Origin of the sequence: Streptomyces griseorubiginosus (assembly GCF_001514195.1) — a bacterium.
In the GTDB taxonomy this organism is placed as follows: Bacteria; Actinomycetota; Actinomycetes; order Streptomycetales; family Streptomycetaceae; genus Streptomyces; species Streptomyces griseorubiginosus.
This window is the reverse complement of record NZ_KQ948737.1, coordinates 582,438-603,235: the sequence shown is the minus strand read 5'-3', so window position 1 is coordinate 603,235 and position 20,798 is coordinate 582,438. Positions and strand designations below refer to the sequence as shown.

Annotated in this window: 19 protein-coding genes; 11 read left to right on the top strand and 8 right to left on the bottom strand. The window is 73.6% G+C overall.

The genetic code is table 11. The annotated features are described in order from the left end of the window. Positions 1-399: 399 nt before the first annotated feature. The 3 genes from denD to AQJ54_RS21045 all read left to right on the top strand — a co-directional run bounded on the left by denD (position 400) and on the right by AQJ54_RS21045 (position 3,311). Positions 400-1,392, top strand: a complete 993-nt coding sequence (denD, locus tag AQJ54_RS21055; RefSeq protein ID WP_062239600.1) for a D-erythronate dehydrogenase — start codon at positions 400-402, stop codon at positions 1,390-1,392. 179 nt (positions 1,393-1,571) lie between these two features. Beyond that, on the top strand, positions 1,572-2,507 hold the full coding sequence (locus AQJ54_RS21050) for a hypothetical protein (protein WP_062239597.1): 936 nt from the start codon (positions 1,572-1,574) through the stop codon (positions 2,505-2,507). Between the two features lie 222 nt (positions 2,508-2,729). Then, a complete protein-coding gene (locus AQJ54_RS21045; protein ID WP_062020060.1) occupies positions 2,730-3,311 on the top strand; it encodes a DUF4383 domain-containing protein in 582 nt (193 codons plus the stop codon). Positions 3,312-3,335: 24 nt separating this feature from the next. Here the strand turns inward: AQJ54_RS21045 and AQJ54_RS21040 are convergent, their stop codons facing one another. The 5 genes from AQJ54_RS21040 to AQJ54_RS21020 form a co-directional block, all read right to left on the bottom strand. Then, the gene (locus tag AQJ54_RS21040; RefSeq protein ID WP_062020058.1) at positions 3,336-4,358 is read right to left on the bottom strand and encodes a MerR family transcriptional regulator; all 1,023 of its coding nucleotides are present in this window, start codon (positions 4,356-4,358) and stop codon (positions 3,336-3,338) included. 403 nt (positions 4,359-4,761) lie between these two features. Then, positions 4,762-5,766: a Rieske (2Fe-2S) protein gene (locus AQJ54_RS21035; RefSeq protein WP_062020056.1), complete on the bottom strand. Its 1,005-nt coding sequence runs from the start codon at positions 5,764-5,766 to the stop codon at positions 4,762-4,764. Beyond that, entirely contained in the window at positions 5,763-6,779 is a 1,017-nt protein-coding gene (locus AQJ54_RS21030; protein WP_062239594.1) for a phytoene/squalene synthase family protein, read from the bottom strand. The genes AQJ54_RS21035 and AQJ54_RS21030 overlap by 4 nt, the downstream gene beginning before the upstream one ends. Further along, entirely contained in the window at positions 6,776-8,314 is a 1,539-nt protein-coding gene (gene crtI / locus AQJ54_RS21025; protein WP_062239589.1) for a phytoene desaturase family protein, read from the bottom strand. The genes AQJ54_RS21030 and crtI overlap by 4 nt, the downstream gene beginning before the upstream one ends. Before the next feature lie 72 nt (positions 8,315-8,386). After that, positions 8,387-9,709, bottom strand: a complete 1,323-nt coding sequence (locus AQJ54_RS21020) for a polyprenyl synthetase family protein (RefSeq protein WP_062239584.1) — start codon at positions 9,707-9,709, stop codon at positions 8,387-8,389. A gap of 307 nt (positions 9,710-10,016) precedes the next feature. Here AQJ54_RS21020 and AQJ54_RS21015 point away from each other — a divergent pair, with 307 nt between their 5' ends. From AQJ54_RS21015 to AQJ54_RS21000, 4 genes are all read left to right on the top strand, one after another. Beyond that, entirely contained in the window at positions 10,017-10,601 is a 585-nt protein-coding gene (locus AQJ54_RS21015) for an RNA polymerase sigma factor (protein WP_062020049.1), read from the top strand. Positions 10,602-10,797: 196 nt separating this feature from the next. Next, positions 10,798-11,991 carry a lycopene cyclase family protein gene (locus AQJ54_RS21010; RefSeq protein WP_062239583.1) on the top strand — a complete coding sequence of 398 codons (1,194 nt, stop codon included), beginning with the start codon at positions 10,798-10,800 and terminating at the stop codon, positions 11,989-11,991. 78 nt (positions 11,992-12,069) lie between these two features. Next, entirely contained in the window at positions 12,070-12,810 is a 741-nt protein-coding gene (locus AQJ54_RS21005; protein ID WP_062239579.1) for a class I SAM-dependent methyltransferase, read from the top strand. Beyond that, a complete protein-coding gene (locus AQJ54_RS21000) occupies positions 12,807-14,396 on the top strand; it encodes an FAD-dependent oxidoreductase (protein ID WP_211278568.1) in 1,590 nt (529 codons plus the stop codon). Before AQJ54_RS21005 ends, AQJ54_RS21000 begins: the two co-directional genes overlap by 4 nt. On the opposite strand, the gene AQJ54_RS20995 is transcribed toward AQJ54_RS21000, so the two are convergent. Continuing rightward, complete coding sequence (locus AQJ54_RS20995; protein ID WP_062239575.1) at positions 14,383-15,612, bottom strand: PP2C family protein-serine/threonine phosphatase; 1,230 nt, start codon at positions 15,610-15,612, stop codon at positions 14,383-14,385. The genes AQJ54_RS21000 and AQJ54_RS20995 overlap by 14 nt on opposite strands. 169 nt (positions 15,613-15,781) lie before the next feature. Here AQJ54_RS20995 and AQJ54_RS20990 point away from each other — a divergent pair, with 169 nt between their 5' ends. The 4 genes from AQJ54_RS20990 (at position 15,782) to AQJ54_RS20975 (ending at position 18,980) form a co-directional block, all read left to right on the top strand. Then, a complete protein-coding gene (locus AQJ54_RS20990; RefSeq protein WP_062239570.1) occupies positions 15,782-16,480 on the top strand; it encodes an NADPH-dependent F420 reductase in 699 nt (232 codons plus the stop codon). Between the two features lie 66 nt (positions 16,481-16,546). Then, on the top strand, positions 16,547-17,347 hold the full coding sequence (locus AQJ54_RS20985; RefSeq protein WP_062239567.1) for an alpha/beta fold hydrolase: 801 nt from the start codon (positions 16,547-16,549) through the stop codon (positions 17,345-17,347). Between the two features lie 2 nt (positions 17,348-17,349). Beyond that, on the top strand, positions 17,350-18,645 hold the full coding sequence (locus AQJ54_RS20980; RefSeq protein WP_062240477.1) for a PP2C family protein-serine/threonine phosphatase: 1,296 nt from the start codon (positions 17,350-17,352) through the stop codon (positions 18,643-18,645). Further along, positions 18,642-18,980 (top strand): STAS domain-containing protein, encoded by a 339-nt coding sequence (locus AQJ54_RS20975; protein ID WP_062020038.1) that lies wholly within the window; start codon positions 18,642-18,644, stop codon positions 18,978-18,980. The genes AQJ54_RS20980 and AQJ54_RS20975 overlap by 4 nt, the downstream gene beginning before the upstream one ends. A gap of 17 nt (positions 18,981-18,997) precedes the next feature. Here the strand turns inward: AQJ54_RS20975 and AQJ54_RS20970 are convergent, their stop codons facing one another. Together AQJ54_RS20970 and AQJ54_RS20965 are read right to left on the bottom strand one after the other, a co-directional pair. Next, positions 18,998-19,873, bottom strand: a complete 876-nt coding sequence (locus tag AQJ54_RS20970; protein ID WP_062239564.1) for an NAD-dependent protein deacetylase — start codon at positions 19,871-19,873, stop codon at positions 18,998-19,000. A gap of 198 nt (positions 19,874-20,071) precedes the next feature. After that, positions 20,072-20,719 (bottom strand): HAD family hydrolase, encoded by a 648-nt coding sequence (locus AQJ54_RS20965; RefSeq protein WP_062020034.1) that lies wholly within the window; start codon positions 20,717-20,719, stop codon positions 20,072-20,074. Positions 20,720-20,798 lie beyond the last annotated feature (79 nt).

The window sequence follows — 20,798 nt, the reverse complement described above, 5'->3', positions numbered from 1 at the left end:
GGCGGACGCGGGCAGTCGCTGCGGGCGGCGCGCAGCAGTGCAGGCCGCGGCGAAATCACTCGCGTCACTTCGCTCACCTGAGTCACAGGTGAGCGAGCCCGCATTCTTGTCGCTCCCCACAACCCCCGTCAATCTTTCACCAGTTCAGCACAGGAGCAACACAGTCGGCTTGCGTCGTCTGCCCCGTTATTCACTGATCCGGCGGCCGATCTGCCCCTCGGGCCAGGTGTTTTGACCCTCGTTCCAGCCGCCGCGCACCGGCCTCCGCGCCGAGGGCTTCCGCTCGTACGGCGCCCCCGAGTCGCCCGGAGTTGTGACGCCCACCCACGGCTTGTGGCCCCGACCCCCGGCGAGGGTATGACGACCAGGACACACCGCCCCTGCGGAGGAGTTGACCGGGTGAGGATCGTCGTGACGGGTGCGTCCGGATTTCTGGGCCGTCTGCTGGCCGACGCGCTGCTGCGGGCCGGGACCTTCGGCGGGGAGCCGATCGGCCGACTGGTCCTGGTCGACCGTGTGGCCGGGGCCGGCCGTCCGCAGGCGGGCGGACCGCTCGTGCAGGAGGTGCACGGGGACCTGGTCGAGGAGATGGAGACCGTGTTCGCCGAGCCCGTGGACGTGCTGTTCCACCTCGCCGCCGCGGTGTCCGCCGAGTGCGAGGCCGACTTCGACCTCGGGATGCGCGCCAACGTCGACGTCACCCGGGCCCTGTTGGACCGGGCACGCGCCCAGTCCCGTTCGGGCGGGCCGGCGGTGCGGCTGGTGTTCGCCAGCAGCATCGCGGTCTACGGCTCGCACCCGGACCTGCCCCTGCCACCGGCGGTCAGCGAGACCACGCTGCCGCTGCCGCGGTCGAGTTACGGCACCCAGAAGCTGATGTGCGAGCACCTGATCGCGGACTGCACCCGGCGTGGCTTCCTCGACGGGCGGGTCGTGCGGCTGATGACGGTGGTGGTCCGGCCGGGCCGGCCCAACGCGGCCGCGTCCGGCTTCCTGTCCGGCATCGTCCGTGAGCCGCTGGCCGGACTGCCCGCCGTCTGTCCGGTGGATCCCGGGCTGCGGGTGGCCCTGTCCTCGCCGCGGCGCACCGTCGAGGGGATCCTCCGGGTCGCCGAGGCCGTGCGCGGGACCGGGCCCGGACGCCTGGAGGGTCCGCTGCCGGTCAACCTGCCCGCCCTGACCGTGTCGGTCGCCGACATCCTCGCCACCCTGCGCCAGGTGGCCGGTGACACGGTCGCCGACCGGGTCACCGTTGCCCCCGACCCGGCCGTCGAGGCCATCGTGGGCTCCTGGCCGGCCGACTTCGACCACCGGCGCGCCGGTGCGCTGGGCCTCGAACCCGATGCGGATTTCCTTTCCGTGCTGAGGGATTACCTCGCCGATCACCGGTAATTCCCCCGACCCGATCTCCCGCCGGACGACTTCTCGCCGTCTGTGCATCCGGTCTTCCGGCCGTCCGTGCATCCGGTCTTCTCGCCGTCCGTGCATCCGGTGAGGCACAGCGACGTGAATTTCCTGCACGGTGCGCGCGAAGACGCGGGCAACCGCCGCCCCCGTGTCGAGGAGGCCTCATGCATGACGGCGCGGTACAGCAGGTGGTCCTGCCGGACAAGCCGGTCGTGGTGTTCTCGCGCGTCCGGCGGGCCGCCGGCCGGGAACCCGCCGAGGATCCGGTGACCTGGCGCGGTCTGGGACTGGAGACCATGGCGTCGTTGCTGGTCGAGTCGGTGCGGCGGCTGGGGGACAGGTTCTTCGAGGGGGCGTGCCAGTGGCCCCGCACGCATCCGCTCAACGAACGCGACACGGCCGTGGTGCATCACCCGCTCATCGTCGTCGAGTCCACCCGGCAGCTCGCCGCCGCCGTTCAGCGCCGGCATCTGCCCGAGTGCGGGAACGCGCTGTTCGAAGCGACGTCGGTGAGCCTGGGGCTGTCCCCGGCGACGCAGCCGACGGAGCGCCATGGCGCCACCCGGGTCCCGGCCCGGGTCGTGCTCAGTGACGTCGTGCCGCAGGCGGGCGCCCCGGCCTCGTTCCGGGTCACGGCCGAGTACCTGCACCGGGGCCAGGCCTTCGCGACCTGCGCCATGACCTTCGCCCCACCCGTCGGCAGCCAGGAGGACACGGGGGTCGCCGCGTCGCACCCCGGGCTGCTGCACCCGGCCGCGGCGGCGGTGGGCGCGGCGGCCGACGCGGACGTGCTGCTCGCCAGGGCCGCGCAGGGACGGTTGGTGATCGTGCCCCGCGACCCGGCCCACCCGGTCTTCCTGCCCGGTGCGCCGGACCGGCTGACGGCGCCCGCCCTCCTGGAGGCGGGACGGCAGGCGGTGCTGCTGTCCTCCGGCCGGACCGCCCGCGCGGTGGTGGGGTTGCGCCTGGTGGTCCGGGCGCCGGTCCCCACCGCCGGAGCGGTGATCGACGTGGCGCGGGAGCACAGCGGGGCCCGCTTCGCCGTGACCGTCGCGGGCCGGCCGGCGGCGACGGGCGCCGTGAGCCTGCTGCGGACGTGATACCCGCCGAACGGATGGCGCGGCGGAATGAATTTCCGGATCAACTGCAACCGCGTACCGGCGCCACGGTGAATGGTGTGCGAGCGGCCGAGACATTCCGGGCCGCTTCCCGGAACGACGGAAAAAAGCTCCGCGGAATGAAGGACAACCCCTCTGCGGAATGAACGACGAACCCGCCGCGGAAATGACGCGACACGTTCGCGCATCGGGAAAGGAATCGCCATGAAGCTGAGCGAGGAACTCCCCGTGGACCACAAACTGGCCACGGTCTACCGGTACGGCGCCGCCTTCTGCGGCCTGACCCTGCTCGTCTTCGGCGTCCTCGGGTTCGCCGACGAGCTGAGCCCGTTCAGCACCGACGGCGAGAACATCGCGGGGCTGTCGACCAACGGCCTGCTGAGCCTGATCTCCGTCCTGGTGGGCCTGGCCCTCATCGCCGGCGGCATCGTCGGCGGGAACTTCGCGTCGACGCTCAACATGGTCGTCGGGACCCTGTTCCTGCTCAGCGGCTTCGCGCACATCTTCATCCTGGACAAGCCCGCCAACTTCCTGGACTTCGGCATGACCAACGTCATGTTCAGCTTCGTCATGGGGCTGATCATCCTGACGTTCGGCATGTACGGCCGCGTGTCCAGCAGGCTGCCGCACGACAACCCGTACTGGCGTCGCCGGCACGCCCGTCAGGCGGCCCGCGAATCCCTGGCCGCCCGGCGCCGGCAGCACGGCGGGGCACAGCCCCTGCCCCCGGTCGGCGCGGCACCCCGAGGCGCGCTCACCGCGACCGACACGCCCTCCGAGCGGTGACCCGAACACCCCCGGGCCCGCTGCTCAGCCCTCCTGGAAATCCCTGGACCGCAGCGTGTCGAGCATGACCAGGGCCTCGTGCAGGCCCCGCGGCCGCAGCAGTCCGGGCCGAACCGACCGTCCCCAGCCGGGTCCTGTGAGCAGGACCCGGCTGCGGGTGCGCGCGCCCCTGATCCCCCAGCGGGTGGCGGCGACCTGCTGCACCAGCGCGAGGTTCGCCGTCCGGGCGGACTGTGACCACAGCACGACGGCGCCCGGGCCGACCCGTTCCACCGCCGCCAGCAGCGCGTCCCCGGGGACCGCGCCGCCCAGCATCAGCGTCGCCGTGCCGCGCTGGGCGAGGGCCGCGTTGAGCGCCTCCAGCGGCAGCGTGTGCTGCTCGCCGGGCAGACAGGCCAGGATCACCGGAACGGTCCGCGAGGTCTCCTGGCCCGCCGAGGCACACACGTAGACGTGCCGGAGGGTGGCCGAGATGTGCCACGACAGCAGGTGCTCCACCTCGACGTAACGCTCGCCCGCCGACTGCCACTTGCGGCCGACCGCCTGGAGCGCCGGGGCCAGGATCTCCTCCCAGGTGACGACCAGTCCGTGCCTGCCGATGGCGGCGGTGAGCTGCTCCTGCACGGCCAGGGCGTCCAGCCGGACCGCGGCGCGTGCCAGGCCCTTGCAGTCCTGCCGGGCGCTGCCCAGCGGCAGACCGCTGCCCGACCGGGAGGCGTGCCGGTCCGGTGGCGCGTCGGCCTCGGCCGCTGCTCCGGCGAGGCTGTCCACCGCGCCGAGGGCATGAGTGCCTTCGGTGAGCGCCTTCGCCGCCCTCGCCGCTTCCGCGGGCGGAATCCCGGCCGCGGTCAGCCGGCACATCTCCAGCACCATGGCGACGTCGTCCTGGGTCCACCGGCGGTGGCGTCCCTCCGTGCGGGCCGCCGGGCCCAGGCCGTAGCGGCGGTCCCAGGACCGCAGGGTGGTGGGTGACACGCCCAGGCGTCTGGCCAGCGAACCGGTGGTCACCCCGGCGCCCTCGGGCACCTCCGCGTCCGTCTCGCTCACGTCGAGGACCCCGCGGACGCTCCGTGGGAACCTCGGGAGCGGTTAGAGGGACGACTGCGTGCACAGCGGAATCCGATCACGATGCCCTCCGATCTCGTCGCGCGGCCGCCCGCCCGGCAAGCTCTCTTCCGCGCCCACGGGCCCGACGGATGCACGGCGACACGGACCGGCACCGGCGACACCGACCGACACCGGCGATACCGACCTGTGCCGGCGATACCGACCGGTACCAGCGATACGCCCTGTACCGGCGACACGGACCGGCACCGGCGACACCGACCAGCACCGGCGATACCGACCTGGACCGGCGACGCCGACCGGCACCGGCGACACCGACCAGCACCGGCGACGCCGCGCCGCACACCCCCCCCGGTCGGCCGGAAGGCGCCCGGCCCCGCCCGCGTCAGCCCGGGAAGCGCCCCGTGTCCCGCAGTTGCCAGCGGCGTTCGGCGTACGCCAGGTCGTCGCGCCACAGCCGTGCCGCGCCCGCCGTCATCGCACGGCGCAGCAGCGGTGCCGCCCGGCGGGCCACGGCGAAGCCGGGACGCTCGGAGGCGGCCACGACGGCCTCGACGACGGCGGTGCGCGGGCGGCCCCGTTCGTCCGGGCCCATGGGGGTCGCGTGCGTCTCGACGACGGAACCCACGCCCTCGCCCTCGGTGATGCGCATGACGACCGTGCGCGGTCCGGGCGTGGTGAACACCGCCCGCACCGGCACGACCAGCCGTCCGGCGACCTTGAAGGACACGTCCACCGTGAACCCGTCGTCGTCCGCCCCCTCGGACCCGGGCGTGTCGACGACGGTCAGGTCGACGAAGGAGTACGGGTGGAACCAGGCCCCGTGCCACGGGTCCAGCCGGTTGGCCACCACGTCCTCCGGCTCGCACACCCCCACCCCGGTGTAGACGGCGGCGACGGCCCGCGACACCTCCGGCCGCTCGGGGACCGCCGGTTCCGGCGTCGGGGGTTCACCGCCCACCGCGTCCAGGCGCACCCACACCAGCACGCCGTCGTCGTGCACGGGCAGTGGCTCCCAGCCCGCGAACGGCCCGCCGTCCAGGGCCAGTCCGTGCCAGTGGCACACCAGCGTCCCGCAGCGCACGGGGCTGTCGGCCAGGGGCGCTCCCAGGTGCGGGCAGATACCGGGGCCCGCCGCGAGCCGCCCGTCGGCCGTGCGCCACACCACCACTTCCTGCCCCGCCACCGTGGCCGACAGCGGCCGGTCACGGCGGACGTCCCGGGTGGCGCCGACGACGTACCAGTTGCCGGACGGCTGGGCCTGGGCCCGCTTCAGGGCCTCGGCGATGAGGCCGGGCCGGGCCTGGCGCCAGGTCGGTTGCTGCTTCTCCCAGCGCACCGGGCGGCGCCTCAGGGAGAGGGGGTAACGGGGGCGTCGTCGGGGGTTCATGCGATCTTCCGTTCGGGCCGGGACGAGGAGGCGGGGGCCGTCGGCTCACCGGGTACAGGCGATCGCGGGAGCTCGGTCCCGCGGTGCCGGAGTCGCGCCGCGCCCACCCTGACCAGGCCGTCGAGCGCCACGGCGGCACGACGGCGTCCGGGGACCACGGCACGGCGGTGCAGCGAGCGGTAGCCGTCCGCGGCGACCGCGTCCAGGATGCCGCCGTAGAGGACGAAGGCGGTGCGGATGCAGGGGCGTGCGACCGGGTCGAGCATGGCCAGTCCCGGGGCCGCCTCCTGGTAGACGCCGCGGTTGAGCCGCTCGAACTCCCGCAGGGCGGCCGTGATCCGGGGATCGGGGTGCCCGGTGTCCCGGCTCCAGTGCAGCAGCTCGCGGTCCACACCGTGGGCGGCCAGCAGGTCGGCGGGCAGGTAGACGCGGCCCCGGTCCAGGTCCTCGCCCACGTCCCGCAGGAAGTTCGTCAGCTGGAACGCCACCCCGAGGGCCGCCGCGTGCGGTGCCGCCTCCTCGCGCGGTACGACCGTGCCGAGCACCGGCAGCATCTGGAGGCCGATCACCTCCGCCGAGCCGTAGGTGTAGGTGCGCAGGTCCGCGTAGGTCGCGTAGTCGGTGACGTCGAGGTCGGCGCGCATCGCCGCCATGAAGTCGGTGAAGTGGCGGTGGTCGATGTCGTAGCGCCGCGCGGTGTCGGCCAGCGCGCGGACCACCGGTTCGGCGCTGTTGCCCGTGCGGAGTCCCGCCTCCAGCTCGTGCTGAAGGCGGGTCAGCTGCAGTGACCGCTCCTCGGCGCCGGTCGCGCTGTCGAGGCTGTCGACGATGTCGTCGGCCCAGCGCGCGAAGCCGTACAGGGCGTGCACGGCGGGCCGCCGGGCCACCGGCAGCAGCCGGGTGGCGAGGAAGTACGTCTTGCCGTGCCGGGCGTTGAGCCGTCGGCAGTGGGTGTACGCCTGCCGGAGTTCCGGGTCGGTGACGCCGGCCGCGTCGAGCTCACGGTCGGTCATGCCGGCCTCCGTTCCAGGGTTTCGCGTACGGCGGGGCGGGTTCGGCCCGGGCGGGCGCCGCCGGTGATGCGGGCGGCGGCGAGCTTGCCCGACAGGAGCACGGTCGGGACGCCGACGCCGGGCGTGGTGCCGCAGCCGGCGAGGACCGCGTTGGCCGTACCGCGGACCAGGTTGCGCGGCCGGAACGGGCCGGTCTGCGCGAAGGTGTGGGCCGCGGAGAAGGGCGTGCCGGCCGCGTGCCCCTGCGCCTGCCAGTCGGCCGGCGTGACCAGGCACTCCTCCTCGATCGCGTGGGCGAGCCCTTCCAGGCCGCGCCGCTCCAGCTCCTGGAGCAGGCTGTCGCGGTAGCGGGGGGCCAGCTCGCTCCAGTCGGCCGCGTCCGGACCGATGGCGGTGTTGGGGCAGGGGGCGAGGATGTAGTGCAGATGGTGTCCGGGCGGGGCCAGGCTCGGGTCGGTGGCCGTCGGGCGGGTGATGAGCAGCGACGGGTCGCTCATCAGACGGCCGGACTCGGTGAGTTCGGTGAAGGTCTGCCGCCAGGCCGCCCCGAAGGAGATGGTGTGGTGGGCCAGCGCCGGCCAGGTGCGGTCGGTGCCGGCGTGCAGGATCACCGCGGAGGGGGAGAAGCGCAGCCCCACCGGGCGGGTGGGCGTCCGCCCCAGCAGCCCGTAGGTGACGGGCAGGTCGGGGGTGAGCACGACGGCGTCGCAGGCGATGCGCCCGCGGTCGGTCACGACGGCCGTGATCCGGTCCCCGGAGCGTTCCAGGCGGGTGACCGTCTCCCCGAAGCGCAGCTCGGCCCCGGCGTCCGCGGCGGCGTCCGCCATGGCCCGGGGCAGCGCGTGCATGCCGCCACGCGGGAAGTAGACGCCCGCGATCGTGTCCATGTAGGCGATGACGGCGTAGGCGGCCAGGGCACGTTCGGGTGCGACGCCCGCGTACAGCGACTGGAAGGAGAACACGCGCCGCAGCCGCTCGTCGCCGAGGAACCGTCCGATGCGCGCGTCCAGCCGTCCGAAGCCGCCGAGGGCGGCCAGCCGGCCGAGGTCGGGGTGGAGCAGTTGCAGGGGCGAGTCGAAGTTCGCGTCGATGAAGCGCCGCATCTGCCCCCGGTAGAGCTTCTCCAGCCAGACGCGCAGCCTGCGGTATCCGTCGGCCTCGCGGGCCCCGGCGAAGCGCTCGATCTCCGTCTCCATGGCCTCGGCGTCGGTGTGCACGTCCAGGGTGCTGCCGTCGGCGAACCGCGCCCGGTAGGCCGGGTGCAGGGGCAGGAGGTCGACGCGTGCGCGCAGGCTGTCGCCGACGGCGGCGAACGCCTCGTCGGCCAGGTGGGGCATGGTGAGCACGGTGGGCCCGGTGTCGATGCGGTAGCCGTCGCGGACCAGGAGCCCGGCCCGCCCGCCGGGTGTCGCGTCCCGTTCCACCAGGGTCACCCGGCGTCCGGCGCCGAGCAGGTGGAGGGCGGCCGCCAGTCCGGACAGACCTGCTCCGACGACCACGACATGGTCGGTGCGGCCGGGAACGGTACGGGTCATCGGGCAGCCTCTTCGTCGGTGGCAGTGGTGCGGGTCATCGGGCGGCCTCTTCGTCGGTGGCAGTGGTGCGGGTCATCGGGAGGCCTCCTCGTCGGTGGCCGTCAGGATCAGCGAGGCGGGGACCGCCTCGGAGGCGGCGGTGGCGGGTGCGCCGGTCGCGGAGCGCAGCAGTGTCCTCAACCGCCGGGCGGCTTCGGGTTCGAGCACCGCGGTGTCCAGGTGGCGCAGCCCCTGGGCCACCAGCGTGCGGATCTTCACCTCCACGGTGTCGTGCGCGCCGGTGGTCACGAACACCTCGCGGACGGCGGCGAGTTCGGCTTCGGAGGCGTCCGCCCGGCCGAGCGTGCCGTCCAGCACCTCGATGGCCTCGCGGTCGCCCGAGGCCTCGGCCCGGACCCGCGCGACGGCGGCGAGGTAGGTGGGCTTGCCGCTGCGGATGTCGCCGCCCGCGGGCTTGCCGGTCTCCTGCGGGTCGCCGAAGGCGTCGAGAAGGTCGTCGCGCAACTGGAAGGCCAGCCCGACGCAGCGGCCGGCCGAGCACAGGGCGCGGGTCGCGGTGGGGCCGGCGTCCGCGAGGGCCGCCCCCAGGGCCAGCGGGCGCTCCACCGAGTACAGGGCGCTCTTGAGGCAGGCGGCGCGGATCGCCCGGGCCAGGGAGCGCCCGGAGGTCGCCTCGCCCTGCACGTCCAGGTACTGCCCGGCCACCATCTCGGTGCGCATGGCCCGCCACAGTTCCCGGACCCGCCGCGCGGTGCGGTGCGGCAGCTCGGTGTCCGCCACCACGTCGTCCGCCCAGGCCAGGGCCAGGTCCCCGGCGAGGATCGCGGAGGCCTGACCGAGCCGGTCCGCGCGCCGGGTGTCGCTCGTGCCGGCGTACTGCCGGGCCATGTCGACGTGCAGGGTCGGCCGTCCGCGGCGCAGCGTGGCGCCGTCCATCACGTCGTCGTGGACCAGCGCGCACGTCTGGATGAGCTCCAGGGCGGCGCCGATCCGCAGTGCGGCCCGGGCCTGGGCGGGTTCGGTGCCGCCGCAGGCCCGCAGCGCCCACCACACGAAGCGGGCGCGGGCCAGTTTGCCGCCGCTCTGCGTGAAGCGGGCCACGCGTGCGGCCAGGTCCTCGCCGAAGAGCGGATCGACGGCGTGGGCCGCGGCGAGCTGTTGGTCGAGAAGGTCGCCGAGGACCGTGCGCACGGCGCCCGACACGTCCTGGTCCACGGCGCCCGGATCCTCGGGAGCCGGCGGTGCTGCCGGCGGCGGGGGCCACGGATTCTCGCCGCGGCGATGGTCCCCCTGTCCATTCCGGCGCGGTGGCGGAGCGGGGGAGGCCTGCTCCGGGGTCGGGTGGGTGCCCGGACGCAGGTCCGCGCGGTGGTCGTTGGCCACGGTGGAGCTCATGCTGCCGGGTCCCCTCGTCGAGATCCTGGTGATCAGAGCTGGTGCAGTCGACACCGGTTCCTGCCGGGTGGCGGAAACGGATGCGGCATGGCACGAGAACCGCGGGTGAGTTGTTCGATTCCTGCTCGATGCCGTGTCCTCGGCCGTTTCCGCGGCCCTGCCCTCACGAGGTTCCACAGCCCTGCCCTCACCAGGTCCGATCGATTCGATGCAGAGTCGATGCAAGTTGTCGTACTTGCATCGACTCTGCACGGTGGAAGGGCGGCAGTCGCTCTGGGCGACCGCCGGGCCCTGCGGAGGAGTAACCATGACGACCGCACAGCAAACCGTCGCGGATCTCGACGACCGTGCTCTCGTGGACGGGTTTCTCGCCGGGGACGAGACATGCCTCGAAACCGTGCACCGCCGCTGGGGACCGCTCGTGTACGCCCTGGCCTGGCGCTCGTTGGGGGACGCGAGGGAGGCGGAGGACGTCTCCCAGCTGGTCTTCCTCGCCGCGTGGCGGGGGCGCGCCGGGTACGTTCCGGAGCGCGGCACGCTACCCGGTTGGCTCACCGGCATCGCGCGCCGCAAGATCGCCGACGCCCTCGCGGCGCGCACCCGCCGCAGCGAACTCGTCGCCGCCGCGGGCGCCCAGCTGATGCTCAGGCACGACGAGTGCGTGGCGCCGGAGACGGCCATCGACCGCGTGCTGCTCGCCGACGAGATGTCCCAACTCCCCGCCCCGCAGCGCCGGGTCCTCAACCTCGCCTTCTACGACGACCTCACCCAGACCCAGATCGCCGAGGTCACCGGCTGGCCCCTCGGCACGGTGAAGAGCCACGCCCGCCGCGGCCTGCGCCGCCTGGCCTGCCGGCTCCAGGACGCCGACGCCGTGGAGTGCGCGGCGTGAAAGCGTCGCCTTGCGGGAAAACGCGGGTGCCGCGTGAAAGCATGTGCGCTGCGTGAAATCGACGCAGAAACGATGCGTGTCGGAGGCCGATGATCGAGTGCCCGGCGCGCACCAGGTGAGGAACCGCATCCGGACGGGTACTGCGACCGGAATGCTGCCGCAGGGACAGCGACACCGCGCAGGGAGGGAACCGGTCGTGCACGAGGCGGACGTCGCCATCATCGGCGCGGGGGCGGCGGGGCTGTCCCTCGCGCACCGGCTCGCCCGCCCCGCCCCCGGCGCCCGCCCCCTGTCCGTCGTCCTCGTCGACGCCCCGCCCGGACCTCTGCGCCCGCCCCGGCGCACCTGGTGCTTCTGGGAGGCCGGTGCCGGACGGTACGACGCCGCGGTCACCCGGTCGTGGCAGCGTCTGCGCGTGCACCAGCCCACGGGGGAGGCCATCGAGCAGGACATCTCCCCGCTGCGCTACAAGATGATCCGCTCGGACGACTTCGAGACGCTGGTCGGGCACGACCTCGCCCGCAGCGGACGGGTGCGCCGCGTCGAGGCGGCGGTCGACAGCGTCGAGGGACTTCCGCGGGGCGCCCGCGTCGACGCCCGCACCGCGACCGGGCAGCCCGAGACCGTGCACGCCCGCTGGGTCTTCGACTCCCGGCCGCTGGGCAGTCTGCCCGCCGCCCGCACCACCCTGCTCCAGCACTTCCACGGCTGGTTCGTGCGCACCGGGCGCCCGGTCTTCGACCCGGGCTGCGTGGAGCTCATGGACCTGCGCACCCCGCAGCCCGCGCAGGGCCTGTCCTTCGCCTACGTGCTGCCCACCGGCCCCGACCAGGCCCTGATCGAGTACACCGAGTTCTCCTCGGCGGTCCTGTCCGCCGACGCCTACGACGAGGCCCTGCGCCACTACACCGGCACGGTCCTCGGTCTCCGGGACGTCGAGATCACCGGAACCGAGACCGGCGTCATCCCGATGACCGACGCCTCCTTCGCCCGGCGCACCGGGCCCTCCGTCTTCCGCATCGGGGCGGCGGGCGGCGCCATCCGGCCCTCCACCGGTTACACCTTCTCCGGCGTGCAGCGCCAGACCGCCGCGGTCGCCGACGCCCTTGGCCGTGGCCGCCGCCCCGTACCGCCGCTGCCGCACTCGGCCCGTTCCCGCGCCATGGACGCCGTCCTGCTGCACGCCCTCGACAGCGGCCTCGTCGACGGCGCCGACTTCTTCGCCCGGCTGTTCGCGCGCATTCCCCTGGAGCGCGTGCTGCGCTTCCTGGACGGCCGGACCCGGCTGCACGAGGAGCTCGGCATCGGGCTGCGCACTCCCGTCGCGCCCATGCTGCGCGCCGCGCTCGAAGTGCCCCGCCTGCCCCGACGCCCCTTTCCGGGCCCCTGAACCGCCCCGCCTGAACTCGCACCCGCCCCACCCCGCCCGAAGCCCGCACTTTCCGACGATCCGCCCCCAGGAGGCAGCGTGACCGTGCTGCGTGACGCGGAACTGGCCGCCGCATTCGACCATGCGGCGGCCCGTTACGACACCCTCGTGGCCGCCAACCCCGGCTACCACGCCCATCTGCGCCGCTCGGCGCGCCGCCTCGGCCTGCCGCGCCCCGGCACCGGTCTGCGCGTCCTGGACCTGGGCTGCGGGACCGGCGCCTCCACCGCCGCGCTCGCCCGCGTGCTCCCCGAGGCCGACATCACGGCCGTGGACGCCTCGGCCGGGATGCTGGACCGCGCCCTGGCCAAGCCGTGGCCCGGCAGCGTCAGGTTCGTGTGCGCCCCGGCGGAGGCCCTGGCCGAGGCGGGCGTGGAAGGACCGTTCGACGCGGTGTTCGCCGCCTACCTCTTCCGCAACGTCGCCGACCCCGACGCGGTGCTGCGCTCCGTCCACGCACTGCTGGCCCCGCACGGACGGCTCGCCGTCCACGAGTACACCCTCAGCGGCCGCCCCCTCGACCGGGCGGTGTGGACAGCCGTCTCCCGGGGCGTGGTCCTGCCCGTCGCCTCCGCCCTCGGCGACGGCGACCTGTACCGACATCTGTGGCGCAGCGTCGTCGACTTCGACACCGTCGACCGCTTCACGGACCGGGTCCGCGCCCACGGCTTCGACCGGGTGCGGGCCCTGCCCCTGCCCGGCTGGCAGACCGGCATCACCCACACCGTCGTGGCGCGCCGCGCCGTCTCCGCCCCAGGGAACCCGGGGAGCGCCCGGTGAGCGCCGCCCGTCCCGGACGGGACCGCCACGCCGTCCTCCTGCCGGCGCCCCCCGGGGCGACCCGGCTCGGTGGCCGACCGCGCAGCACCGCCGTCGTGGGCGGCGGCATCGCCGGCCTCGCCGCCGCCACCGCCCTCGCCGAACGCGGTGTCGACGTCACCCTCTACGAACGCGAGGCCTACCTGGGCGGCCGCGTCGGCGGCTGGACCACCGAGCTGTACGACGGCACCACGGCCACCATGAGCCGCGGCTTCCACGCGTTCTTCCGCCAGTACTACAACCTGCGTGCCCTGCTCCGCCGTACCGATCCCCGCCTGGACCGCCTCACCGGCCTCCCCGACTACCCGCTGAAGCACCGCGACGGACTCCACGACAGCTTCCGCCGGGTGCCGCGCACCCCGCCGATGAGCGCGCTGGGCTTCGTCGCCCTGAGCCCGTCCTTCCGCTGGAAGGACCTGGTGGCCATGAACCCCGTCGCGGCCCTGCCCCTCCTGGACGTCCGGGTCCCGCAGGTCTACGCCGAACTGGACGGCGTCAGCGCCGACGACTTCCTCCGATCCCTGCGCTTCCCCGAAGCCGCCCGGCACCTGGCCTTCGAGGTCTTCTCCCGCAGCTTCTTCGCGGACCCCCGCGAGCTGTCGGCCGCCGAGATGGTCCTGATGTTCCACATCTACTTCCTCGGCAGCTCCGAGGGGCTGCTCTTCGACGTCCCCGACGACCCCTTCCCGACGGCCCTGTGGGACCCCCTGGCCAAGCACCTCGCCCGGCACGGCGCCGAGCTGCGCCTGTCCACCCCCGTCCAGAACGTCACGCCCGGTGCGGACGGCACCTTCACCGTCGCCACCGACCGGGAGGAGCAGCCGTACGACAGCGTCGTCCTCGCCCTGGACACCGGCGGTCTGTCCTCCCTGGTCGGCCGCTCACCCGGGCTCGGTGACGCTGCCTGGCGCGAACGGATCGCCCGGTTGCGCACCGCCCCGCCCTTCCTGGTCTCCCGGCTCTGGCTCGACCGGCCCGTCGACCCCGGCCGGCCCGGCTTCCTGGGCACCGCGGGATACGGCTCGCTCGACAACGTCAGCGTGCTGGAGCGGTGGGAGCAGGAGGCCGCGCGGTTCTCCGCCCGCACCGGCGGCTCGGTGGTCGAACTCCACGGCTACGCGTTGCCGGAGAACGCCGACCCCGACGCCGAGGCCCGGCACCTGATCGACCAGCTCCGGAGCGTCTACCCCGAGACCCGTGACGCGCGGATCCTCGACGCGCGCCACGAATGGCGCCAGGACTGCCCCCTGTTCCCCGTCGGCGGGTACGCCGACCGTCCCGGCGTCCGCACCCCGCAGCAGGGCCTGGTCCTCGCGGGCGACCTGGTGCGCACCGACCTCCCGGTCGCCCTGATGGAACGCGCCGCCACCAGCGGTTTCCTCGCGGCGAACGCCCTCCTGGAGACCTGGGCGGTACGGGGCCACCCCCTGTGGACCGTCCCCGACGGCAGCCGCGGCCCGCTGCTCCGGGCCCTCGCGTCGGCCCGGCACAGGAGCGGCATCACCACCCCGGGGCGTCGGCGGGCCCGCCGCGTCACAGGCGGATGACCACGAGAGCGGTGTCGTCGGTGGTGCCCGTGGGCGGCAGCAGATCGGTCAGCAGGGCGTCCGCCAGGTCCTCGGGGCCGGCCTCCCGGTGGGCGCCGAGGGAGCGGGCCAGACGGGCGAGACCGATGTCGATGTCCTCGGTACGGCGTTCGACCAGCCCGTCCGTGTAGAGGACCAGCGTGGCGCCCTCGGTGAAGGGCGCACTGGCCTCGGGCCGCTCGGAGTGCTCGACGCTCGCCCCGAGCGGCGGGTCGGTGGCCTGGTCCAGGAAGGTCACCGTGCCGTCCGGGTGCAGCAGGGCGGGCGGCAGATGGCCCGCGCTGCTGTAGGTGAGGGTGTGGGTGCCCCAGTCGACGAAGGCCGTGGCCGCCGTGGTCGACTCGGCACCCTCGACGGAACGGGCGTACAGCCCGAGCGCCTCCAGCGCCCGGGCGGGGCCGTCCGCGACCCGGGTCGCCGCGCTCAGCGCGCTGCGCAGCTGGCCCATGACACAGGCGGCCGCCAGACCGTGCCCGACCACGTCGCCCACGGCCACCGCGAGGCAGTCGCCGGGCAGGTCGACCAGGTCGTACCAGTCACCGCACACGTTCAGCGCACCGACGGCGGGCCGGTAGCGCACGGCAGCCTGGTGATGCCCCAGAGGGCCGGGAGCGGGCAGCAGAGCCTCCTGGAGCGCCAGGGCCACCTCGCGTTCGTGGGCGTGCGCCTTGCGCAGGCGCTCGTTCACCTCCTGGAGCTCCCTGGCGCGTGCGTACAGATCGGCCTCCAGCGCGCGGGCCCGGCTGTCGCCGCCCGGCCCGCCGCGGGCCCGGATGAGTTCGGTGACCTCCTCCACCCGGTGCACGATCAGCGTCACCTTGCCGTCGGCGCCGAGAACGGGCGCGTTGACCGGGCTCCAGAAGTGCTCGTGCCAGAGACCGGGGTGCTGGGAATCCTCGATGTCGTAGCGGAGCACCGCCATGGTGTCGCGCTCGCCGGTGGCCACCGCGCGCAGCATCGACTCCCGGGTCTCCCGCATCCCGGCCGCGGCGTCGTCGTGGGGGTTCTCGGGGAACACGTCGAAGATGTAGCGGCCGATCAGCTCCTCACGGGAGCGGCCCGTGATGCGGACGAAGTCGTCGTTGACGTCCGCGTACACCAGCTCCGGCGTCAGCAGCGCCACCATGCCGGGCAGGGCGCGGAAGACCGCCGCGTGGTCGATCTGCGGTTCCCTCATGTGCAGCCTGCCTCGAAGCCAGCCATCATGATGTGATTTTCCACGATAGAGCCGATCAGGCGGATGTTTCGCCCACTACCCTCGGCACGCGGCCGGTCACCTCCCGGGTCGCCGTCATGGTGGTCGGTGCCCCGCCCGGTCGTCGGAGTTCGCGAAGGGACCCACTCGAATGAGTTACACAGTCCTCGGCACCGGCATCGTCGGCCGGACCATGGCGGCCAAGCTCGCCTCCCTCGGCCATGAGGTCGTCGTCGGCACCCGCGACCCCGGGGCCACCCTCGCCCGTACCGAACCCGACGGCATGGGCAACCCGCCCTTCGCGCACTGGCACGCCGAGCACGACCAGGTGCGGCTGGAGACCTTCGCCGAGGCGGCCGCCCTGGGCGGGACGATCGTCAACGCCACGTCCGGCGGGCAGAGCATCGAGGTCCTCCTGGCGGCGGGCGTGTCGAACCTGAGCGGCAAGGTGCTCATCGACATCGCCAATCCGCTGGACTTCTCCCACGGGATGCCGCCGATCCTCGACCCGGTCAACACCGACAGCCTCGGCGAGCGGATCCAGCGGACCTTCCCCGACGCCCTGGTGGTGAAGACCCTCAACACCATGAACTGTGCCGTGATGGTCGATCCGGCCCGGGTGCCGGGGGAGCACACCGTGTTCGTCAGCGGCGACGACACCGGCGCCAAGAAGGCCGTCACCGAATTGCTGGGCTCCTTCGGCTGGCCGCAGGCCGCCGTCGTCGACCTGGGCGGCATCGTCACCGCCCGGGGCGTCGAGATGGTCCTGCCGCTCTGGCTGAGCCTGTACGGCGCTTTCGGCCACGGCGACTTCAACTTCCACGTGCAGGGCGGCCATCCCCGTGGTTGAGCCGCACCGGCGCTCTCCGGGACCGCGGGGCACGACGTGTTCCCGTGACTTGAGAGACTGTCGGGCATGGGCATCGCGAGCAGAAACCATGTGACCGTCACCGGCAACCCGCAGGGGCGGCCGGTGGTGCTGGCCCATGGCTTCGGCTGCGACCAGAACATGTGGCGGCTGACGGTGCCCGCGCTGGCCGACGACCACCGTGTGGTGCTGTTCGACTACGTGGGTTCGGGCCGCTCGGACGCGTCCGCCTTCTCGGAGGAGCGGTACTCCTCCCTGGAGGGGTACGCCCGGGACGTCGTGGAGGTGTGCGAGGCCCTCGACCTGCGGGACGCGGTGTTCGTCGGCCATTCGGTCAGCGCGATGACCGGAGTGCTGGCGGCCGCCGAGGCTCCCGAGCGGATCGGCGCCCTCGTGATGGTCGCGCCCTCCCCGCGGTACATCGACGACGAGGGCTACCGGGGCGGCTTCAGCGCCGAGGACATCGACGAACTGCTGGCCTCGCTGGAAGCCAACTACCTCGGCTGGTCGGCGGCGATGGCCCCGCTCATCATGGGCAACGCGGACCGGCCCGAACTGGGCGACGAGCTCAAGAACAGCTTCTGCGCCACCGACCCGGACATGGCCCGCGTCTTCGCCCGGACCACGTTCCTGTCGGACTCGCGGGACGACCTGAAGAGCGTGACCGTGCCGACGCTGGTGCTGGAGTGCACCCAGGACGTCATCGCCCCGCGCGAGGTCGGCGCCTTCGTGCACGCGGCGATCCACGGCTCCACCCTGGTCACCCTTGACGCCACCGGGCACTGCCCGCACCTGTCCGCCCCCGACGCCACCAACCGGGCGATCACCGACTTCCTCGCGAGCCTGTGATGATGTGCCGCGCCGACCAGCACCCCGAACCGCAGGACGCCGACGCCGAGAAGGTCGCCGACGCCGCCGCGTTCGCCGCGCTGCTGGAGGACGGAGCCGAGGATTTGTACGAGAACGCGCCCTGCGGCTACCTCTCCACGCTGATGGACGGCACCATCGCGAAGATCAACACCACGCTCCTCCACTGGCTGGGCCTGGAGCGGGACGAGGTGGTGGGCCGGATGCGGTTCACCGACCTGCTGACCGTGGGCGGCAAGCTGTACCACGAGACGCATTTCGCCCCGCTGCTGAGCATGCAGAGCGAGATCAGCGGAATCGCCCTGGACCTGAAGCAGACCGGCGGGGGCCGGATACCCGTGCTGGTCTCGTCCGCCGTCAAACACGGCACCACCGGGCAGCCCCTGATGATCCGCACCACCGTCTTCGACGCCCGGGACCGCCGCGCCTACGAGGAGGAGCTCCTGCGCCGCCGGGAAGCCGCCGAGGAGGCGCGCCGACGGGCCGAGGCCGACCGCACCCGGCTCCAGGAGGCACTCGCGGTCCTCCAGCAGTCGCTGCTGCCGGACACCCTGCCCGAGGTACCCGGGGTGCGCACGGCCGCCCACTACCACACGGCCTCGCCCGACCGGCTGGGCGGCGACTTCTACGACGTCTTCGCCATCGACGGCAAACGCTTCGGGTTCTTCCTCGGCGACGTGTGCGGCAAGGGCCCCCAGGCCGCCGCCCTCACCTCGCTCACCCGCTACACGCTGCGCGCCGCCGCCCTGCACGACCCCGACCCCGTCTCCGCCCTCACCACCCTGAACCGGGTGCTCCACGAGCGCTACACCGGCAGCGGCGACCCCCGCTACTGCACCGCCGTGTACGGCACCCTCGAACCCGATCCCGGCACCGGCACGCTCGCCGTCCACCTCGCCTCCGGCGGCCACCCGCCGGCCGTCGTCCTGCGCGCGGACGGCACCGCCGACTTCCTGCCCACCCCCGGCGGACTGCTGGTCGGCATCCTGCCGACGGCACGCTTCACCACCGCCACGACGGTGCTCGGACCCGGTGACACGCTCCTGCTCTACACGGACGGCCTCACCGAGGCCCGCACCGGCCAGGACCGCACCGGTCTCTACGGCGACGAGGCGCTGCTCGCCTTCCTCACCGCCCACGCGGGGCGGCCCCCGCACTCCGTCATCGAGGCCCTGACCGGACTCCTGGACAGCTTCGGTGACGGTCTCGACGACGACACCGCTCTGCTCGCCATCGGTGTCCCCACCGCCGACGACCCACGGACGAGAAACGAACGATGAGCCCGCTGAACATCACGACCCGAGACGCCGGGACCGGCCCCGTCCTGGAGATCTCCGGCGAACTCGACTACGCCAACGTCTCCGCGCTCCAGAAGCGACTGGACGGCCTCACCCTGCGCCAGGGACAGCGCCTGGTCCTGGACATGCGGGGACTGGAGTTCTGCGACTCCAGCGGCATCACGGCCCTGCTCGCCGCCCGCGGCCGTGCCGAGGCCGTCCAGGCAGAGATCGCCCTGGCCGCCGTACCGGCGAACACGCTGCGGGTGCTGCGCATCGTCGGTCTCGACCAGATCTTCACCATCCACCCCGACAGCGAGACGGCCACCCGGCCCTGAGCCGCCGGGCGGCCTGCTCAGACACCCAGCCGGTCGGCGACCGTCGACAGGGCGGTGCCCAGCGGCAGGCCGACGCGGGTGTGCGCGAGGGCGTCACCGCGGGTGGGGTCCCGGTTGACGATGAGGACCGGCTTGCCGGCCTGGGCCGCCTGGCGGACGAACCGGAGCCCGGACATCACCGTGAGGGAGGAACCCAGGACCAGCAGCGATTCGGCCTCGTGGACCAGTCGGCGGCACCGCTCGATCCGTTGGACGGGCACCGACTCGCCGAAGAAGACGACGTCGGGCTTGAGGACCCCGCCGCAGTCCTCGCAGGGCACCACGCGGAAGCCGGCGACCTGCTCGTCGGTGAGGTCGGCGTCCCCGTCCGGGTTGATCCCCGCGGCCACCGGCGCGAAGCCCGCGTTGGCCGCCTCCAGCCGTACAGCGAGGTCGTGACGCGAGGTCATGGCCTCGCAGTCCAGACAGCGGACCCGCGCCAGGCTCCCGTGCAGTTCCACGACGTCCTCGCTGCCGGCGGCCTGGTGCAGTCCGTCGACGTTCTGGGTGATCACCCCCGACAGCAGACCGTGCCGGGCGAACGCGGCGACCGCCCGGTGCCCGGTGTTGGGGCGGGCGCGGCCGAAGGTGCGCCAGCCCAGGTGGCTGCGCGCCCAGTATCTTCGCCGCGCCTGCGGGGAGCCGGTGAAGTCCTGGTACGTCATCGGCGTGTGACGGCTCAGGCTCCCGCCCGCGCCCCGGTAGGCGGGGATGCCCGACTCCGTGGAGATGCCCGCCCCGGTGATCACCAGCACCCGGCCGGCGCTCAGCGCGTCGACCACGGGCCGCAGATCGGTGGTGCCCGGCGGCAGGTCCGCGGGCGGGGTCCAGTGGAGCGTGGGACGCGTGCGCATGCGTGCCAGCGTACGGAACCGGGGCGGGGAGCGGCGGGGAGTCCAGGGGGCCGGGGCGGGGGAGGCCGCGAGGGGGTGGAGCCGCGCCAGGGACGCCGCGGAGGGCGTCGAGCCGTACCAGGCCGCGACGGGGATGCCGCGAGGGCGTCGAGCCGCAGAAGTGCCGCGACAGGGACGCCGTCCCCGGGCCCGGGGACGCTACGCCGCGTCCTCCTCCAACAGGTAGTCGATCGCCGCCACGACGTCCTTGACCGTGTGGTGCGGGGTCAGCAGTCCCTCGGGCCAGGGCCGGCCGGTGACCCAGATGGTGCGCAGCCCCGCCTCGTGGCCGCCCACGATGTCGGTCTCGGGGTTGTCGCCGGTCATCCAGTCGCCGGGGCTGAGCTGTGTCCCGCAGCGCGCGGCGGCCAGTTCGAACAGGCGCGGGTCGGGCTTGCGGATGTCGATGTCGCCGGACGCGGCGATCCCGTCGATCAGCTCGGAGAGCCCGGTGGCCTGGATCTTGGCCCGCTGGATGTCGCTGGCGCCGTTCGTGGCGACACCGACGCTCCAGCCCGCGGCCTTGAGCCGCTCCAGGCTGCCGAGGACGGCGGGCCGGCAGTGCACCGAGGACGCCATGCGGTCGATGTAGACGCGCCACAGGTGGTCGGCGCTCTCCCGGACCGGGAAGGCGGCGCGCAGCCGGTCGAAGTCGCCGCGCTCGGCGTGGTCGGCCAACTCCGTCAGCAGCCACTGCTCGATCTCCGGACCGTATCCGTGGTCGCCGCTCAGGCTGGTGACGGCATCGGCGAAGGCGCCGCTGCGGTCGACCAGGGTGCCGTCCAGATCGAAGATCGCGAGTCTCACGCTGTCGGACCCTACTTGCCGGAGCGGACATCCGGTACAGGGCGGCCCCGCAGGTCGGTGCGTTCGGGCGGGACGGGCA

Excerpts from the sequence above, each read along its gene's own strand:
- AQJ54_RS21050 (WP_062239597.1), top strand. The coding sequence starts at position 1,572 with ATGCATGACGGCGCGGTACAGCAGGTGGTCCTGCCGGACAAGCCGGTC.
- AQJ54_RS21045 (WP_062020060.1), top strand. The coding sequence starts at position 2,730 with ATGAAGCTGAGCGAGGAACTCCCCGTGGACCACAAACTGGCCACGGTC.
- AQJ54_RS21035 (WP_062020056.1), bottom strand. The coding sequence starts at position 5,766 with ATGAACCCCCGACGACGCCCCCGTTACCCCCTCTCCCTGAGGCGCCGC.
- AQJ54_RS21030 (WP_062239594.1), bottom strand. The coding sequence starts at position 6,779 with ATGACCGACCGTGAGCTCGACGCGGCCGGCGTCACCGACCCGGAACTC.
- crtI (WP_062239589.1), bottom strand. The coding sequence starts at position 8,314 with ATGACCCGTACCGTTCCCGGCCGCACCGACCATGTCGTGGTCGTCGGA.
- AQJ54_RS21020 (WP_062239584.1), bottom strand. The coding sequence starts at position 9,709 with ATGAGCTCCACCGTGGCCAACGACCACCGCGCGGACCTGCGTCCGGGC.
- AQJ54_RS21015 (WP_062020049.1), top strand. The coding sequence starts at position 10,017 with ATGACGACCGCACAGCAAACCGTCGCGGATCTCGACGACCGTGCTCTC.
- AQJ54_RS20995 (WP_062239575.1), bottom strand. The coding sequence starts at position 15,612 with ATGAGGGAACCGCAGATCGACCACGCGGCGGTCTTCCGCGCCCTGCCC.
- AQJ54_RS20990 (WP_062239570.1), top strand. The coding sequence starts at position 15,782 with ATGAGTTACACAGTCCTCGGCACCGGCATCGTCGGCCGGACCATGGCG.
- AQJ54_RS20985 (WP_062239567.1), top strand. The coding sequence starts at position 16,547 with ATGGGCATCGCGAGCAGAAACCATGTGACCGTCACCGGCAACCCGCAG.
- AQJ54_RS20980 (WP_062240477.1), top strand. The coding sequence starts at position 17,350 with ATGTGCCGCGCCGACCAGCACCCCGAACCGCAGGACGCCGACGCCGAG.
- AQJ54_RS20975 (WP_062020038.1), top strand. The coding sequence starts at position 18,642 with ATGAGCCCGCTGAACATCACGACCCGAGACGCCGGGACCGGCCCCGTC.
- AQJ54_RS20970 (WP_062239564.1), bottom strand. The coding sequence starts at position 19,873 with ATGCGCACGCGTCCCACGCTCCACTGGACCCCGCCCGCGGACCTGCCG.